Genomic DNA, 16,044 nt, shown 5'->3' with positions numbered 1-16,044 from the left:
CTTCCAGGCCGCCGCGGTGGTCCGCACGATGACAACAGCACAACGCAGCATGCCCATCACTTTTTCTTCCCCGATCTGCCGCGTGCTTGCGGCCTGCGGCCTGGCGTTGGCGCTGGCCGCACCTGCGTTCGCGCAGCACGACCACAAGGCGCATGCACATGGCCGCATCGAGCTCGACGTGGCGGTGGACGCCCAGCGCATCAGCCTGCGCATGGAATCGCCGCTGCACGATCTGCTGGGCTTCGAGCGCGCACCGCGTTCGGTGGCCGAGCGCGGCCGCGTGACGGCGCTGATCGAACGGCTGCGCGCGGCCGACAAGCTGTTCGTGGTCGACGCCGCGGGCGAATGCCAGCTGGCCGACGCCACGGTCGAAGCGCCGGTGCTGGGCCTGGGCGGCGCCGCGACAGCGGCCTCCGCCGCGGCACCCGACGCCGAAGCCCACGCCGATCTGGTGCTGACGGCCAACTTCGACTGCCGCAAGGCCGCGGCCGCGCAACACCTCGACGTGCGGCTGTTCGATGCCTTCCCGGGCGTGCGCACCGTGGCCGCCCAGGTCGCCGGCCCCAAGGGCCAGGGCCTGACGCTGCTGCGCAAGGCCGCGGCCCGCTTGCCGCTCGCGGGCAAGTGAGCACACCCGTCCTGCAGGTCCAGGACCTGCGCTTCGCCTGGCCCGGCAGCCGCGAGGACTGCCTGGACATTGCGGCCTTCACCGTGGCGGCCGGCGACACCGTGTTCGTGCACGGCCCCAGCGGCTGCGGCAAGAGCAGCCTGCTGGCGCTGGCCGCCGGCGTGCTGCTGCCCCAGCACGGCCGCGTGGCGCTGGCCGGGCGCGACTGGCAGGGCTTCTCCCGCGCCGCGCGCGACCGCTGGCGCGTGGACCATGTGGGCATCGTGTTCCAGCAGTTCAACCTGCTGCCTTACCTGAGCGTGCTCGACAACGTGCTGCTGCCCTGCCGCTTTTCGGCACAGCGCCGGCGCGCGGCCGCGCAGCAGGGCGGCTCGGCCCGCGCGCAGGCCGGCCACTGGCTCGCGGCCATGGGCCTGGACGAGGCGCTGTGGTCGCGCCAGCCCGGCCAGCTGTCCGTGGGCCAGCAGCAGCGCGTGGCGGCGGCGCGCGCGCTGGTCGGCATGCCGGCCCTGGTGATCGCCGACGAGCCGACCTCGGCCCTGGACGAAGACCGGCGCGACGCCTTCGTCGACCTGCTGCTGGCGGCTTGCGCAGGCGCCGGCAGCGCGCTGCTGTTCGTGAGCCACGACCGGCGGCTCGCGCCGCGCTTCGGCCGCCAGGTGGCCTTGCCTGAACTGAACCGCGCAGCGGCGGGGAGGGCGCTGGCATGAAGCCTTTCCTTGCCCTGCTGGCGCTGCGCAGCGCCTGGAACCGGCGCTTCACGCTGGCGCTGACGATCGCCTCGATCGCGCTGTCCACCTTCATGCTCTTGGGCGTGGAGCGCATCCGCAGCGACCTGCGCGACAGCTTCGCCTCGGCCGTGTCGGGCACCGACCTCATCGTCGGCCCGCGCACGGGCTCGGTGCAGCTGCTGCTGTATTCGGTGTTCCATGTCGGCGGCGCGCGCAACAACATCGGCTGGAACACGGTGCAGGCGCTCAAGGCGCAGCCGGCCGTGGCCTGGGTCGTACCGCTGTCGCTGGGCGATGCGCACCGCGGTTTCCCGGTCATGGGGACCAGCGCGGACATCTTCGAGCGCTTTCGCCATGGCGAAAGCCAGCCGCTGCGCCTGGCGCAGGGCCAGCCCTTCGCGCAGCTGTTCGACGCCGTGATCGGCGCCGAGGTGGCCGAGCGCCTGGGCTATGGCCTGGGCCAGCGCATCACGCTGGCACACGGCGGTGGCGAGCTGGAGCAGGACAGCCACGCCGACAAGCCCTTCGGCGTGGTCGGCGTGCTGGCGCGCACGGGCACGCCGATCGACCGCAGCGTGCTGATCAGCCTTCAGGCCATGGAGGCGCTGCACGCCGACTGGATCGGCGGCATGCGGCTGCCTGGCCGCGCGCCCGCGGCGCTGCCGGCCGACCTCACGCCCAAGTCCGTGACCGCAGCCTTGGTCGGCCTCAAGAGCCGGGCGCAGGTCTTCTCGGTGCAGCGCTGGGTCAACAACTACGGCGGCGAGCCCGTCATGGGCATCCTGCCTGGCGTGGCCATGGACGAGCTCTGGGACGTGATCGGCCCCGGCGAGCAGGCCCTGCTGGCGATGTCGGGCCTGGTCGCGCTGGTCAGCATGGCGGGCCTGGTGGCCGTGGTGCTGGCCGGACTCAACGAGCGCCGGCGCGAGCTGGCCGTGCTGCGCGCCGTGGGCGCGGGCCCGGTGCAGGTCATGGGCCTGCTGGCGCTGGAGGGCCTGTGGGTCACGCTGGCCGGCCTGCTGCTGGGCCTGGTGGCGCAGTGGGCGGTGATCGCGGCGACCGGGCCCTGGCTGCAATCGCAGTTCGGCCTCAGCCTGCAGCTGGCCTTGCCGAGCGCAGCACAATGGGCCCTGTTGGCCGCTCTGCTCGCGGCCGGGTTGCTGGCCAGCCTGGTGCCGGGCTGGCGTGCCTACCGTTTGTCCCTGGCCGACGGCCTGACCCCGAGGATTTGACATGTTCCAAGACCGTGACCGCTTGCCGACGCGCCGGGCCGCCCTGACCGCCTGCGCCGCTGCCGCCCTGGCGCCGCTGGCCGCCCGGGCTGCGCAGTTCCGCGAGATCACCTGGACCGAGCTGGTGCCGGCCGGCTGGGACCCGGCGAAAGACCTGCAGGGCCTGAGCGGCGGTGCCGGCGGCCTGCAGGACACCGACCCGCGCGCCAAGGAGCTCATGGACAAGCTGCGCGAGATCTGGGACAACGCGCCCACCGTGGCCGCGATGAACGGCATCGACGCCAAGCTGCCCGGCTACCTCGTGCCGCTCGAAGAGGGCAAGCAGGGCATCCGCGAATTCCTGCTGGTGCCGTACTTCGGCGCCTGCATCCACACGCCGCCGCCGCCGTCCAACCAGATCCTGCTGGGCCGGGCCGAGAAGCCGTTCACGGGCCTGCGCACGATGGAGGCGGTCTGGGTCTACGGCCGGCTGGAGATCGAGCGCGCGCCGTCGTCCATGGGCGTGGCCGGCTACACCATGCGCGTGGCCAAGGTCGAAAAGTACCGGGAAAAATAAGGCGTGGAGCGCAGTACACGCCAGCGCGACGCGATCCGCCAGGCCCTGGTGCAGGCGGGCCGCCCGCTGCTGCCGACCGAGATCCTGGCTGCGGCGCAGATCGAGGTGCCGGCGCTGGGCATCGCCACCGTCTACCGCAACCTCAAGCAACTGGCCGAGGCCGGCGAGGTGCAGAGCGTGGAGCTTCCCGGCGATGCGCCACGCTTCGAGCCGGGCGGGCACCACCACCACCACCATTTCAGCTGCACCGTCTGCCACCGCGTGTTCGACGTGCACGCCTGCCCGGGCGACATGCAGAAACTGGCGCCGCCCGGTTTCGTGGTGGAGCGCCACGAACTCACGCTCTATGGCCGCTGCGACGAGTGCGCGGCACCCAAGGCCAGCCGCCGCGGCGCGGCCGCACGGCGAAGCTGAGAAAAGCGCCCGCCGACGGGCTTTTGTCCCACAATGGTCCGGCAGGCCGGTGGCGACAATGCGCTCGTCGGGCGCGCTGGCCCGCCCACAGGAGGACGTATGGACAGCTTGCGAACGCGCGCGGTCTTGGCCGTCGGTCTGCTGGCCTGCGCCTGCGCTTTCGCGCAGGGCAGCAGCACCTCTTCATCCCCTGCATCCGGCGCGAACTACGAACTGCGCCGCGGCAGCTGGCTGCCGGGCGGCTATGCGGGGCTGAACCTGGGCCGACCGAGCTACCGGCTCGACTGCGGCCCGGGCGGCTGCGACCAGCCCAGCCTGTCGGGCAATGTCTATGTGGGCAGCATGTTCACTCCCCACTTCGGTGCCGAGCTCGGCCTGCTGAGCATGGGTGACCTTGAGCGCGCGGGTGGCGACACCCGGGCCGAGGGCGTCAACTTCAGCCTGGTCGGCCGGGCCCAGGTGGGCGCCGGCTTCGGGGTGTTCGGCCGCGTCGGCACCACCTGGGGCCGCACGCGCGTCGACGCCGCGCCCGGCGCCGGCATTGCCACCGGCCGTGCGAGTGGCTGGGGGCCGGCCTACGGCCTCGGTGTGGACTGGGCCTTCAGCAGCCAGTGGTCGGCGGTACTGGATTGGCAGCGCCACCGTTTCGATTTCGTTGGCGACGACAATGGCTGGGTCCGGTCCACCAGCATCGGGCTCAAGTACCGCTTCTAGACACTGCCTCCATGCCCCAGACCCGCATCCTGTACGTCGAAGACAACGAAGACCTGCGCGATTCCATTGCCATGCTGCTGGAGGAGGAGCCCGGCTACGCAGTGACGGTCTGTGCCAGCGGCGAGGAGGGCCTGGCGCTGCTGGCGCAGGACGATTGCGACATCCTGATCACCGATGTGGGCCTGCCCGGACTGTCCGGCGTGGAACTGGCGCAGCAGGTGCTGGCGCGCAAGCCGGCGCAGCACGTGCTGCTGTGCTCGGGTTACGACATGGGGGGCGAACTGGCGGCGCTGGGGCCGCATGTGCAGGCGCTGACCAAGCCGTTCGAAGTCGACGACCTGGAGCAACTGCTGCACAGGATGGTGGCGTCGTTGCGCAGCCAGGCCTGAAATCGGGCCGGGCGCTTCAGTCGCGTCGCTCCATCCAGCCGACCGCCTGGTCGCGCAGCTGCACGATGCGCGACCAGCTCATGCACATGCGCGCATAGGCGCGCAAGACGTCGGTGCTGACGGGAGCGTCCAAGCCCCCCATGGCGGCCGGTTCCAGCCGGTTGCGCGCCACGGTCTCGAATTCATTGCTCGCCTGCAGCCATTGCTCGGCCAGGTCGCCGTAGCCGGTGTCGTGCAATGCCGTGCATGCATCGTCGCGCCGGTGCTCCTCGATCAGTGCCAAGGCCTGGGCCTGGTGCAAATCCATGTCGTTCTCCCCTCTTGCTGCGCCCTGGCGCAGCTGTTGCATCTGGTTTCGATGGGGATCGTGCGTGGCCGCAGGCGTGCCGTTTGTAGGCGGGGGGCGCATCAGCATGTGCGCCTTGTCCGTGCCCGGCCTACATGCCCGAGCAGGTCGTGGGGCAACCGGCACGTGGCGGCTGAGCCGGGCCCGTGCCGTGACGATGTCGCGCACGCTTCGGTGGCAACGGCCTACAGGCCATGTCCTCACGTGGTCCGAGCATCGTCGGGCACGCATGTGCGTGTGTCCGGATGGAGGATCCGATGAAGAAGTTTCTGTTGGCAACCGTTGCGGCTCTGAGCCTGGCCACCGCTTCCGCCCAGGTCGGCAAGGCCGCCTCGGAGGCGACCGATGCCGCCAAGCACAAGATCGACCAGAAGCGGGCCGACAACGAGGCCGAGAAGAGCGGCCCCGTCGGCAAGGTGGTCAACAACGTGAAATCGGACTACCACAAGAAGCAGTCCCAGCGGTCCGCCGGCAAGGCCAAGAAGGCGCTCAAGGACGCTGGCTGAGCCGGCGCAGCGGGCCAGGCCCTCAGGTGGGTTCAGCCCAGGCCAGCGCCTGCAGGTGCGCCATGTTCACCTGCCGGCTCGACAGCGCCAGCGCGTTGGCAACACGCGCGAACACCGCATCGTCGCCGCGCTCGCAGGCCTCGGTCAATTCGAGGAAGGGCGCGTACAGGCCGCGGCGGTGCAGCAGCGCGTCGACCACCGGGCCTGGCAGGGCCACCGACTCCAGTGCCTTGGCCATGGGCACGCCCAGCATGCTGTCCAGCAGCGAGAACACGCCGACCGTGAAGGCGTTGTCGCATTCCTCCGGCGAGAGCAGTTCGGCCGTCAGCAGTTCCATGAGGCGGCCACGCACCGCCGCGGTCTGGCCGATGGCGGGTGGAGGGCCGCCGCTGCGCGAGGTGCTCACCAGCAGCGCGGCCCAGCGGAACAGCTTGTGCATGCCGAGGATCATGAGCGCGTGGCGGAACGAGGTGATCTCGCAGTTCAGGCCGAAGCCCGAGGCATTGATGAAGCGCAGCAGGTTGAACGACAGCGTGGGATCGCGCTTGAGCAGCTCTTCCAGCTCCGCGGTGTCGGCCTGGCTGCGCACCAGGTTGATGAGCCGCAGGATGGTCGCCTGCGACGGCCGGATCGTCAGGGCCTTGACCATGGTCGGCTTGGCGAACCAGTAGCCCTGGAACAGCTTGACGCCGTAGCTCGCCAGCAGCTTGTGCTGCTCGCCCGTTTCCACCTTCTCGGCCACCAGCTGGGCGCTGGTGTTGCTGCGCGCGAACTGCACGAAGGCTTCGACCTTGTCGCTGGACAGCACCATGAGGTCCAGCTTGACGTAGGCCGCCAGCGCGCGCCAGGGTGCGTAGCCGCGCGTCAACACGGTGTGGTTGAAGGCGAAGCGAAAGCCCTCCTTGTGCAGCTTCTGCATGACCTCGGCCATCTTGGCGATGAGGGCGGGGTCGTGCCCGGCGATCGGCGGCACCTCCAGCACCACCTTGTCGGGATGGATCAGCTCCAGATGGCCGCCGGCCAGGCTTTCATGCGTGCAGTTGATGAACACGAGCTTGTTGCCGACCAGGGTCTCGGTGTCGGCGAACGACAGCGCGTTGAACAGCAGGGCGGCGTCGCTGTCGGCCGTGTGCTGGCTGGGGGAGGTCGAACGGTCGAACAGCTCGTAGCCGAGCACCGTCCGGGTGTCGTCCACGATGGCCTGCCGCGCGATCACGACCTGGTTGTCGGCATCGCCGGGAGGCGGCTTCATGGGGGTCAGCGCGTCGGAGATGATGGACATGGTGCGGGCTCCGTGCGGGCAGGCGGTTCTGGACAGCGGGCAGGCGTCGGCCGGTGCGGGTGGGCGTGGCTCACTCGACGAGGGTGTCGGCCCAGGCCAGCGCGTCGAGGTGCGCCAGGCTGACCTGGCGCTCGGTGAGGTGCAGGGCCGCCGTGGCATGGCGGAATGCCTCGGCATCGCCGGTTTCGCAGGCCCGCGCCAAGGCCAGCAGGTCGGCATACGGGCCGTTGCCGTGCAGCAGCGCGTCGATGATCGGCGGCTGCAGCGTCAGCAGGCCCACGGCCTGCTCCATGGGCATGCCCAGCATGGTGTCCAGCAGCGAGAACACGCCCACCACGAAGGAGGCGTCGCATTCCTCGGGCGACATGGACTCGGCCGCCAGCAGCTCCATGAGCCGGCCGCGCACCACCGCCGTGCTGCCCACCACCGGCGACGCACCGCCGGCGCCGGCCGTCGTCAGCAGCAGCGCGGCCCAGCGGAACAGCTTCTTCAGGCCCAGCAGCATGACGGCCTGGCGGAACGAGGTGATCTCGCGCGTGAGCCCGAAGCCCGAGGAGTTGATCAGGCGCATCAGGTTGAAGCCCAGCATCGCATCCTTCTTGAGCACCTGCTCGATCTCGTCGGTGCTGGCCTGGTTGCGCACCAGGTTGATGAGCTGGATCACGTTGGCCTGGGAAGGTGGCAGCAGGCGCGTCTTGATCAGGTCGGGCTTGGCGAACCAGTAGCCCTGGAACAGCTCCACGCCGTAGCCGGCCAACTGCTCGTACTGGGCGGCGGTCTCGGTCTTCTCGGCGATCAGCCGCGCGCCGGTCCGGGTCTGCGCGGCCTGGATCAGCTTGGGCAGCTGCATGGTGTCGATGGCCGCAAGGTCCAGCTTGATGAAGTCGGCCAGCGGCTGCCAGCTGGCATAGGCTGGATCGAGCACCTGCTGGCTGAAGGCCAGGCGGAAGCCGCGTTTGCGCAGCCCCAGCAGGGCATGCGAATGCGCTTCGATCTCGGCCGGATCGTCGCCCGCGATGCCTTCGATCTCCAGCACCAGCCGTTCGGGCTGGACCAGGTCCAGGTGGCCGCCGGCCAGGCTGTTGTGGGTGCTGTGCACGAAGATCGCGAACTGGCCGACCAGGGTCTCGCTGCCGGTGTGGGCCAGCGCGCTGAACACCAGCGCCACATCGTGCGCCGGCGTGTGCGCGTCCGTGGAGTGGGAGCGGTCGAACAGCTCGTAGCCGAACACCGCCCGGCGCTTGTCCACGATGGGCTGGCGGGCGATCAGCATGGACGCGGTGTCGGCAACGGTCATGGAGGGGGTGGCGGTTCAACCAGAATGGAGTCTTGCCGAATTCTAGGGCGCTACGTTTCATTCGTACGCCATCTCATTCCAATGGGCTTGCACACTTGACCCGATCTCCGAACATCGAAGCCGGCCTGCGTCCGGCCGCGCTGGCCGCGTTGTGCGAAAGCACGCCCGCCCGCAAGGCCGCGCTGGCCCGTGCGCTGGACGGTGGCCTGCCGCTGGACATGCAGCAGCGGTTGCAGGCGCAGGCCCCCGTGCCGGGCCGGCCGGCGCAGCCCGTGCTGGTGCCGCACCAGCAGCTCAAGCCGCGGCCGGTGCACACGCCCGCGGGCCGTGCCGTGCTGCTGCACGCGCTGGCGCACATCGAGTTCAACGCCATCAACCTGGCCTGCGACATCCTGTGGCGCTTTTCCGGCCTGCCCGAGGCCTTCTACCGCGACTGGGCCCGCGTGGCGCGGGAGGAGGCATTGCACTTCCAGCTGCTGGCCGCACATCTGGCAGCGCTGGGCCATGCCTATGGCGATTTCCCGGCCCACAACGGCCTGTGGGACATGGCGGAGAAGACGCAGGACGACCTGCTCGCCCGCCTGGCCCTGGTGCCGCGCACGCTGGAGGCGCGCGGCCTGGACGCCGCACCGCCGATCCGCGCCAAGCTGGTGGCCGCGGGCGATCTGCGGGCCGGCGAGATCCTGGACGTGATCCTGGCCGACGAGGTCGGTCACGTGGCCATTGGCAACCACTGGTACGGGTGGCTGTGCAAGGCGCGCGGGCTGGAGCCGGTGGCCGCCTACGCCGAACTGGCCCGGCGCTACGGTGCACCGCGGCTCAGGGGGCCGTTCAACCTGGACGCCCGGCGCGCGGCCGGCTTCAGCGAGGCCGAACTCCTGGCCCTGCAGCAGCCGGACGCCTCCCTACAATGACCGCAGACACCACCACGAGGACGCAAGATGGCTTTGTACGCTTTGGATGAACGCACGCCCCAGGTGGCCGAGACGGCCTGGGTGGCCGACAGCGCCCAGGTGATCGGCGGCGTGGCGCTGGGGCCTGACAGCAGTGTCTGGCCCGGCGTGGTGATTCGTGGCGACAGCGGGCCGATCACCGTGGGCGAAGGCAGCAACATCCAGGACAACAGCGTGCTGCACGCCGACGAAGGCGTGCCGCTCACCATCGGCAAGCATGTCACGGTGGGCCACCAGGTCATGCTGCATGGCTGCACCGTGGGCGACGAATCGCTGATCGGCATCGGCGCCATCGTGCTCAACCACGCCAAGATCGGTCGCAATTGCCTGGTCGGCGCGGGCGCGCTCGTGACCGAGGGCAAGGAATTCCCGGACGGCTCGATGATCGTCGGCAGCCCCGCCAAGGTGGTGCGCCAGCTGACGCCCGAGCAGATCGAGGGCCTGCGCCGCAGCGCCCAGCACTACATGGCCAATGCCCGGCGCTACCGCGCGGGCCTGCGGAAGATCGGTTGATGTCGGAACTGCGCAAATTCCTGTTCGACGGCCTGCCCGTGCGCGGCGCCATCGTGCGCCTGACCGACGCCTGGCAGGAGGTGCTGCGTCGGCGTGCCTCCAACACCACGGCGGGGGCCTATCCCGCGCCCGTGCAGTCGCTGCTCGGCGAGATGACGGCCGCGGCCGTGCTGATGCAGTCCGGCATCCAGTTCGACGGCGCGCTCGTGCTGCAGGTCTTCGGCGACGGTCCGCTCAAGCTGGCGGTGGTCGAGGTGCAATCCGACCTGCGTGTGCGGGCCACCGCCTCGCTGACCGGCCCGGTGGAAAGCGGCGCCACGCTGGCCGAGCTCATCAACCAGACCGGTCAGGGCCGTTGCGCGATCACGCTCGATCCGGCGCGCAAGCAGCCGGGCCAGCAGCCCTACCAGGGTGTGGTGGCCCTGAGCGATGGCGAGGAGCAGAGCTTCGGCCGCATGGCCGAGGTGCTGCAGCACTACATGCGGCACAGCGAGCAGCTGGACACCGTGCTGGTGCTGGCGGCCGACGCCCAAGTGGCGGCTGGCCTGCTGATCCAGCGCCTGCCGGTCAAGGGCGAGGCCAACCTGGCCGGCCAGGCCGGTCAGTCCAGCGAGGGCGAGGCCACCGAGCAGGCCGACACCCAGGGCCAGAACGAGGACTTCAACCGCATCGCGCACCTGGCCAGCACGCTCAAGCGCGAGGAGTTGCTGACGCTGGACATCGACACCGTGCTGCGCCGCCTTTTCTGGGAAGAGGGCGTGCTGACCTTCGCGCCGCTGACCGGCGAGGCCGGCCCGCGCTTCGCCTGCACCTGCAGCCGCGAGCGCGTGGCGCAGATGATCCGCGGCCTGGGCGTGGCCGAGGCCGAGTCCATCCTGTCCGAGCGCGAGAACATCGAGGTGGGCTGCGAGTTCTGCGGCCAGCAGTACCGCTTCGACGCCGTGGACGCGGCGCAGATCTTCGCGCCGCCGGGCTCGCTGCCGCCGGGCAGCCAGTCGGTCCAGTGAGCCGGGCCGGCGCCTGCCGGCCCGCAGGGCTCAGAACTGGTAGCGGGCCGTGAGCTTGGCTTTGCGCGGCTCGCCGTAGACATCGGTGCCCCACTGCGTAGAGTAGGCGATGCCGCGGTAGTAGACCTTGTCGAACAGGTTCGTGATGTTGAGCTGGATGTCCAGCTTGGGCATGGGCTTGTAGCCGACGATCAGGTCGGCCACCGCGTAGGCGCCCTGGGTGTTGGTCCAGGCCAGGCCCGCTGTCGTGCCCTCCGTGTACAGCCGGCTCTGCCAGTAGACGCTCGCGCCGGCACGCCACTGCTGCCAGGCGCCGTCGAACTGGAACATCGTCGATAGCTTCAGCATGTTCTGCGGGTTGGTTCCGGTGGTGAAGCGCTTGCCGATGTTGGACGCAGTGGCATCGCGCACGTAGCGGGTATCGGAGTAGGTGTAGCCCGCGCCGACCTGCCAGCGCGGTGTCAACGCGCCCTGCAGTTCCAGGTCGATGCCCTTGGTGCGGACCAGGCCCGAGGCCTCGGAGCAGGAGATTTCGGGAAAGCTCGGGCAGCTGCTCTGGTCGTCCAGCGTGCGGGCGCGGTTGGTCTGGTTGATCTCGAAGTAGGCCAGGCTGGCGTTGAGCGCGCCGCCGAAGTACTCGCCCTTGAGGCCGATCTCGTAGTTCTCGCCGACCACGGGCTTGAGGATCTGGCCGTCGATGCCCTTGGCCGTCTGCGGGTTGAAGATGTCGGTGTAGCTGGCGTAGACGCTGTGCTGGCGGTCGATGTCATAGGTCAGACCGGCGTAGCGCGTCACGTTGCGCGTGATCTTGTAGCTGCCCGTGCCGCTGCGGTTGTCGTAGTCGTACCAGTCCAGGCGGCTGCCGAGCAGCAGCTTCCAGCCCTGGGTCAGCTGCAGGTGCGTGGCCGCGTACACGCTGTCCTGCGTCGTCACCGTGGTCGCGTCGGTGGTAAAGGTGCCGACCGGTGCGGCCGTCGCGTAAGGGTCGTACTGGAAGATGTCCACGCCATTGATGCGCGCCGGCGACCAGGTCCGGTTGTGCGTGGTGGCGGTCAGCGCCTGGTGCGTGGCGCCGGCCACGAACTGGTGCTTGCGGCCGAACAGTTCGAACGGGCCGGTGGCCGAGATGTCGTAGTTGCGATGCTGGTACTGGTAGGTGCCGCCCCAGATCGACTGGTAGAAGACGTTGTCGGTGGCACTGGCCGAGGGCCGGTAGGTGGCGGTGCCCAGCAGGTCGACATCGCGCCAGGTCTGCAGCGTCGCCAGGCGCAGCTTCCAGTCGTTCTGCAGGCGGTGTTCCAGCGTCGCGAAGGCAGTCGTCACGCGGTTGTTCGCATGCTCCCAGTCGTTGCCGGCGAAGGTCGAGCGCGGCAGGTTCAGGTGCTGGCCGGTGCCGGACATCGGCAGGTCGTACCAGAAATGGTTGCTGAAGTCGGTCTGGCGGTAGGCACCGGCCGTGAGCAGCGTGCGTTCGCCCAGGTCGGCCTCGGCCACGCCGTAGAGCAGGCCGTGGTCGTGGCGCTCGACATCGCGGAAAGTGCGTGCATCCTGACCGGCGGCGACGAAGCGGGCGCGCAGCGTGCCGGCCTGGTTCAGCGGCCCGCCGATGTCTGCGCTGAGGCCGTAGTCGTCCCAGCTGCCGGCACTCACGGTGGCCGAGCCCTGGAATTCGCGCGTCGGGCGCTTGTGCACCATGTTGATGGCCGCCGATGGGCTGCCAGCGCCCTGCGCCAGTCCGGTGGCGCCGCGCACCACCTCGACCCGGTCGAACAGCGCGAGATTGGCCTGCGAACTGGGGATGAACGAACTCCAGCTGCTGGTGAAGCCTTCGTACATGACGCTGGCGTTGAAGCCGCGCGCCGTGATGTTGGGCCGGCCGACGCCGTCGGAGCTGCTCAGGAACAGGCCGGGCGTGTTCTTGACCACATCCACGATGCTGACCATGGCCTGGTCGTCCATGCGCTGGCGCGTGATGACGGTGGCCGACTGCGGTGTCTCGCGCAGCGTGAGGGCCAGCTTGGTGGCCGTGCTGACGGCTGCGGTGGTGTAGCTGCCCGTGCCCTCGGTGGCGCCGCTGGTGTCGGCCTGGGCCACGACTTGAACCTCGGCCAGCGGCGTCGCGCTGCTGGCCGGCGGTGCGGGCTCGACCGTGAAGGTGGCCGCATCGCGCGCGCGCACCACCAGGCCGCTGCCGGCCAGCAGGCGCTGCAGCGCCTCCTGGGCCGTGAATTCGCCGCGCAGGGCCGTGGCCTCGTGCCGCTGCGCAAGTTCGGAGGAGAACAGGATCTGCACGCCGGCCTGGCGTGCCAGCTGGCCCAGCGCGCGGTCCAGCGGTGCCGGGGCGATGTCGATGGCGACGCGCGTCTGGGCCTGCGCGGCGCAGGCCAGCAGCAGGGCCGCAGCGATGGCCGCAGGGCGCAGGCGGCGCTGGAGTGGACGGGGCCGGGGACGGGGACGGAATGGCATGCGGAGACCTCCTGAATTCTTGGAAAGAAATGGCGTTCAGGAGCTCTGTCGTTCGGCAGGGCGGCCAACCCTACCTGCGGGGCCGGACTTCAGCGCGAGATGTTGACGCTGCCGTCGGCTTGCCGCTGGACCTTGGCGTTCAGGATCTCGGGCAGCAGGTCCAGCAGCCGGTCGGTCTGCGCCGTGTCGAACACGCCCGAGAGGGTCTGTCGGCCCAGGCGGCCGTCGTCGTAGAGGCGGATCGGTGCGCTGCGGTAGCGCTGCACCTCGGCCAGCGCATCGCGCAACGGGGTCCGGTCGAACACCAGCCGGCCCTGTACCCAGGCACCTTCGGCATCGCCGGGCGCGACGGGTTCGGGCTGCGTTGGCGTGGCACCGACGATGCGCAGGCGTTCGCCGGGGTGCAGCAGCCATGGCTGCGCCGGCTGGCCGCTGCCCTGCACCTGCACCAGGCCGCGCAGCACGCTGACGCGCACCTCGCCCTGGCGGCGCTGCACGTCGAACACGGTGCCCAGCACGCGCACCTGCACCGGGCCTGCGTCCACTGTGAAGGGGCGCAGGCGGTCGTGCGCGACGTCGAAGCGCGCGCGGCCCTGCAGCAGCGCGGCTTCGCGGCTGCGCAGATGCCAGGCCACGCGCACGGCGCTGGCCGTGTCCAGCGTGATCTGGCTGCCGTCGGCCAGGGCGATGCTGCGGTGTTCGCCAATGGCGGTGGCATGGCGCTCCACACGCCAGGCCGGGTTCCACCAGAGCAGCAGCGCGGTGGACAGGGCCAGCACCAGGCCCGTGAGGCCGGCCGTGCGCAGCCGCTGCGCGGGGGCCGGGCGGCTGCGCGCGGGCGGCAGCGGGAACAGCACGCGCAGTGCATCGCGCTCGGCCAGCAGTGCGGCGTCGAAGGACTGGGCCGCAGCAGCGGCCGGCGCGGCCGGCGGCGGCGCGGGCGGGGCCGCGTTCAAATCGTCCATCCGAGTGCGTCCAGCTGCTGTGCCATGCTTGCGCGGCAACTGTCGGTGCCCAGGCGCAGGTGCTTCTCCACCGTCTTGACCGAGATGCCCAGGTGGCAGGCGATGTCCTGCTGCGCCACGCCATGGAGGCGGTGCATCACGAACACATCGCGGCAGCGCGGCGGCAGCGCCTGGATGCTGTCGGCCAGCAAGGCCAGGCGCTGGCGCTGCCATAGCAGGGCGGCCGGCTCGGCGCTGGCGGGGGCGGCGATCTCGGGCAGCGTCTCTACGCATTGCACCCACTGCGCGTGCCGGTCTTCCTGGCGGCAGCGGTCGATCGCGCGGCGCGTGCAGACGGTGCGCAGAAAGGCCAGCGGAATCCGCGGCGGCTGGCTGGGCGGGCCGGCGATCAGCTCGGTGCAGACCTCGTGCACCACCTCGCGCGCCATGCTGCGGTCGCTCCAGCGCGCGACGGGGCCGCGCCAGACATGGGCGACGAGTTCTTCGTAGTGGCGCACGAGGGCGGCCACCAGGATGGAATGGAAGGGGACGGAGGACACGCTGCCGCCAGGCATGGCCAAGTTACGAATAAGAATAATTCTCGCATGGTGTGCCCATGCGGCCTGGGCGGAGGGCCGGTTCAGCGCTCGGTCAGGTGGCGGAACAGCCGGTGTTCGCAGACGGCATCGCCGTCACAGGCGCAGCGCCAGCGGGTGGCGCGCGCGTCGGGAAGCGCGCCGAGACGGTCGGCGATCGCGGGCAGGGCGCGCAACGCGCGTTCCGCGCGGGCCAGCCGCGCCGGGCCACGGCCGTAGACCACCTGGTAGGGCAGGCCGGCGCGTTCCAGCGCGGCGCGCACCAGTGCGTCCACGGGCGCCTGCACCTGCGGGCCATCGCGCAGGATGCCGTCGGCCACCCAGGGCAGGTCCAGGCCCATGACCAGGGTCAGCGCGTAGCTGCGCTGGTGTTCGAGCGCGAAGGGGTAGAGCGCACGGTCGCCGAACAGCAGGTCGCTGTAGACGGCGACCATGAGCGGCGTGGTGTCGGCGAGGAGCAGGTCCGGCGCCCTGGCGTCGGCGGCTGCGATCGTGTCGGCGTGTGCGCGTGCAATGCCGTCCTGCTCGTCCGGGCGTGGCGTGCGGCCGGCGTCCAGACACCATTGGCGCAGCAGTTCGGGCACCAGTTCCACGCTGAGGCCGCGCCCGGCGAGCGCCTTGGCCAGCGCCTGGGACAGCGCGGTCTTGCCGCTGCTCTCGGCGCCGAGCAGCGCGATGCGGGTGCTCACTGAATACTCAAGGAGTGCTCGGAACGGCCGTCGGAAGCCGGCGCTTCCAGGCCTGCCAGCCCAGCCAGCTCAGGCCGATGAAGAGCGCATAGAGCAGCGTGGTGAGCCACAGGCCCTTGTAGGCGAACAGGCCCACGCTGACGGTGTTGACGACCAGCCAGACCAGCCAGTTCTCGATGTACTTGCGGCCCAGCAGGTACTGGCCGACCAGGCTCACGGCCGTGGGGAAGGCGTCCCACCAGGGCACGTCGCTGTCGGTGAAGCGCATGAGGAACAGTGCCACCAGCGGCCACAGCACGGCGCAGGCCGCCACCACGGCCCAGCAGCCCAGCGCCGACAGGCGCGCCACGTGCAGCGCCGAGCCGTCGGCGCGGTGGCCGCGCAGCCAGTTGAACCAGCCCCACAGCGCCACGCTGGCGAAGAAGATCTGCAGCGCAGCGTCGCCGTACAGCTTGCTGCGCGAAAAGAGCCCGAAGTAGAGCAGCGAACTCACGGCGGCCAATGGCCAGCCCCAGTGCCGCTCACGGATGTTGAAACCGACCATGGCGAGCGCCAGCAGCACGGCCAGGATCTCGAGCCAGCTGCTGGCCACGCCCCACAGCGTGAAGGCCGGCTCCAGCAGCCACAGCCACAGGGCGATCAGCGGCTCGGGCATCAGAGGGCGTATCCGAAATCAACAGGCCCACGCCGGTGTGCCCTGCGGCCATGGGCAAGGCGCGGCACGCAGGCCGTGCCGCCCGCCCGGACAAGTGGCGCAACGCAGCCCATGGCCGCAGGGCAC

The 16,044-nt window shown here is 70.4% G+C and carries 19 protein-coding genes; 11 read left to right on the top strand and 8 right to left on the bottom strand.

The genetic code is table 11. The features are described from left to right. The first annotated feature begins 49 nt into the window (after positions 1-49). The 7 genes from ACSQ4M_RS30460 to ACSQ4M_RS30430 all read left to right on the top strand — a co-directional run bounded on the left by ACSQ4M_RS30460 (position 50) and on the right by ACSQ4M_RS30430 (position 4,664). Complete coding sequence (locus tag ACSQ4M_RS30460; RefSeq protein WP_436193109.1) at positions 50-628, top strand: ZrgA family zinc uptake protein; 579 nt, start codon at positions 50-52, stop codon at positions 626-628. Beyond that, positions 625-1,338 (top strand): ATP-binding cassette domain-containing protein, encoded by a 714-nt coding sequence (locus ACSQ4M_RS30455; protein WP_436193108.1) that lies wholly within the window; start codon positions 625-627, stop codon positions 1,336-1,338. The genes ACSQ4M_RS30460 and ACSQ4M_RS30455 overlap by 4 nt, the downstream gene beginning before the upstream one ends. After that, on the top strand, positions 1,335-2,591 hold the full coding sequence (locus ACSQ4M_RS30450; protein WP_436193107.1) for an ABC transporter permease: 1,257 nt from the start codon (positions 1,335-1,337) through the stop codon (positions 2,589-2,591). Before ACSQ4M_RS30455 ends, ACSQ4M_RS30450 begins: the two co-directional genes overlap by 4 nt. Position 2,592: 1 nt before the next feature. After that, on the top strand, positions 2,593-3,147 hold the full coding sequence (locus ACSQ4M_RS30445; protein WP_436193106.1) for a DUF3299 domain-containing protein: 555 nt from the start codon (positions 2,593-2,595) through the stop codon (positions 3,145-3,147). A gap of 3 nt (positions 3,148-3,150) precedes the next feature. Continuing rightward, positions 3,151-3,561 carry a Fur family transcriptional regulator gene (locus tag ACSQ4M_RS30440; RefSeq protein ID WP_436193105.1) on the top strand — a complete coding sequence of 137 codons (411 nt, stop codon included), beginning with the start codon at positions 3,151-3,153 and terminating at the stop codon, positions 3,559-3,561. Between the two features lie 99 nt (positions 3,562-3,660). Next, positions 3,661-4,275: a porin family protein gene (locus ACSQ4M_RS30435; RefSeq protein WP_436193104.1), complete on the top strand. Its 615-nt coding sequence runs from the start codon at positions 3,661-3,663 to the stop codon at positions 4,273-4,275. Positions 4,276-4,286: 11 nt separating this feature from the next. Then, a complete protein-coding gene (locus ACSQ4M_RS30430; RefSeq protein ID WP_436193103.1) occupies positions 4,287-4,664 on the top strand; it encodes a response regulator in 378 nt (125 codons plus the stop codon). A gap of 16 nt (positions 4,665-4,680) precedes the next feature. Here ACSQ4M_RS30430 and ACSQ4M_RS30425 read toward each other — a convergent pair whose 3' ends face one another. Further along, the gene (locus ACSQ4M_RS30425) at positions 4,681-4,971 is read right to left on the bottom strand and encodes a hypothetical protein (RefSeq protein ID WP_436193102.1); all 291 of its coding nucleotides are present in this window, start codon (positions 4,969-4,971) and stop codon (positions 4,681-4,683) included. A 296-nt stretch (positions 4,972-5,267) separates the two neighbouring features. On the opposite strand from ACSQ4M_RS30425, the gene ACSQ4M_RS30420 reads away from it, so the two are divergent. Further along, positions 5,268-5,516 carry a hypothetical protein gene (locus ACSQ4M_RS30420; protein ID WP_056656220.1) on the top strand — a complete coding sequence of 83 codons (249 nt, stop codon included), beginning with the start codon at positions 5,268-5,270 and terminating at the stop codon, positions 5,514-5,516. A gap of 22 nt (positions 5,517-5,538) precedes the next feature. On the opposite strand, the gene ACSQ4M_RS30415 is transcribed toward ACSQ4M_RS30420, so the two are convergent. Together ACSQ4M_RS30415 and ACSQ4M_RS30410 are read right to left on the bottom strand one after the other, a co-directional pair. After that, positions 5,539-6,798: an EAL and HDOD domain-containing protein gene (locus ACSQ4M_RS30415; RefSeq protein WP_436193101.1), complete on the bottom strand. Its 1,260-nt coding sequence runs from the start codon at positions 6,796-6,798 to the stop codon at positions 5,539-5,541. A 70-nt stretch (positions 6,799-6,868) separates the two neighbouring features. After that, entirely contained in the window at positions 6,869-8,095 is a 1,227-nt protein-coding gene (locus tag ACSQ4M_RS30410; protein ID WP_436193100.1) for an EAL and HDOD domain-containing protein, read from the bottom strand. A gap of 95 nt (positions 8,096-8,190) precedes the next feature. Here ACSQ4M_RS30410 and ACSQ4M_RS30405 point away from each other — a divergent pair, with 95 nt between their 5' ends. The 3 genes from ACSQ4M_RS30405 to ACSQ4M_RS30395 are packed head-to-tail and all read left to right on the top strand — an operon-like array spanning position 8,191 to position 10,568. Beyond that, a complete protein-coding gene (locus ACSQ4M_RS30405) occupies positions 8,191-9,009 on the top strand; it encodes a ferritin-like domain-containing protein (protein WP_436193099.1) in 819 nt (272 codons plus the stop codon). A 27-nt stretch (positions 9,010-9,036) separates the two neighbouring features. After that, on the top strand, positions 9,037-9,561 hold the full coding sequence (locus ACSQ4M_RS30400) for a gamma carbonic anhydrase family protein (RefSeq protein WP_436193098.1): 525 nt from the start codon (positions 9,037-9,039) through the stop codon (positions 9,559-9,561). Beyond that, positions 9,561-10,568 carry an Hsp33 family molecular chaperone HslO gene (locus tag ACSQ4M_RS30395; RefSeq protein ID WP_436193097.1) on the top strand — a complete coding sequence of 336 codons (1,008 nt, stop codon included), beginning with the start codon at positions 9,561-9,563 and terminating at the stop codon, positions 10,566-10,568. The genes ACSQ4M_RS30400 and ACSQ4M_RS30395 overlap by 1 nt, the downstream gene beginning before the upstream one ends. 30 nt (positions 10,569-10,598) lie before the next feature. Here the strand turns inward: ACSQ4M_RS30395 and ACSQ4M_RS30390 are convergent, their stop codons facing one another. The 5 genes from ACSQ4M_RS30390 to pnuC form a co-directional block, all read right to left on the bottom strand. Next, positions 10,599-13,034 carry a TonB-dependent siderophore receptor gene (locus ACSQ4M_RS30390; RefSeq protein WP_436193096.1) on the bottom strand — a complete coding sequence of 812 codons (2,436 nt, stop codon included), beginning with the start codon at positions 13,032-13,034 and terminating at the stop codon, positions 10,599-10,601. A gap of 89 nt (positions 13,035-13,123) precedes the next feature. Continuing rightward, positions 13,124-13,999 (bottom strand): FecR family protein, encoded by an 876-nt coding sequence (locus tag ACSQ4M_RS30385; RefSeq protein ID WP_436193095.1) that lies wholly within the window; start codon positions 13,997-13,999, stop codon positions 13,124-13,126. Continuing rightward, positions 13,987-14,538, bottom strand: coding sequence for an RNA polymerase sigma factor (locus ACSQ4M_RS30380; protein WP_436193094.1), 552 nt, complete (start codon positions 14,536-14,538; stop codon positions 13,987-13,989). The genes ACSQ4M_RS30385 and ACSQ4M_RS30380 overlap by 13 nt, the downstream gene beginning before the upstream one ends. An 80-nt stretch (positions 14,539-14,618) precedes the next feature. Beyond that, complete coding sequence (locus ACSQ4M_RS30375; RefSeq protein ID WP_436193093.1) at positions 14,619-15,263, bottom strand: AAA family ATPase; 645 nt, start codon at positions 15,261-15,263, stop codon at positions 14,619-14,621. A gap of 7 nt (positions 15,264-15,270) precedes the next feature. Continuing rightward, the gene (gene pnuC, locus ACSQ4M_RS30370; RefSeq protein ID WP_436193092.1) at positions 15,271-15,918 is read right to left on the bottom strand and encodes a nicotinamide riboside transporter PnuC; all 648 of its coding nucleotides are present in this window, start codon (positions 15,916-15,918) and stop codon (positions 15,271-15,273) included. Between the last annotated feature and the right edge of the window lie 126 nt (positions 15,919-16,044).

Source organism: Pseudorhodoferax sp. LjRoot39 (assembly GCF_964253035.1).
Classification (GTDB): Bacteria; Pseudomonadota; Gammaproteobacteria; order Burkholderiales; family Burkholderiaceae_C; genus Pseudorhodoferax.
The sequence above is the reverse complement of the archived record's forward strand: the minus strand, read 5'-3'. Positions and strand labels throughout refer to the sequence as shown.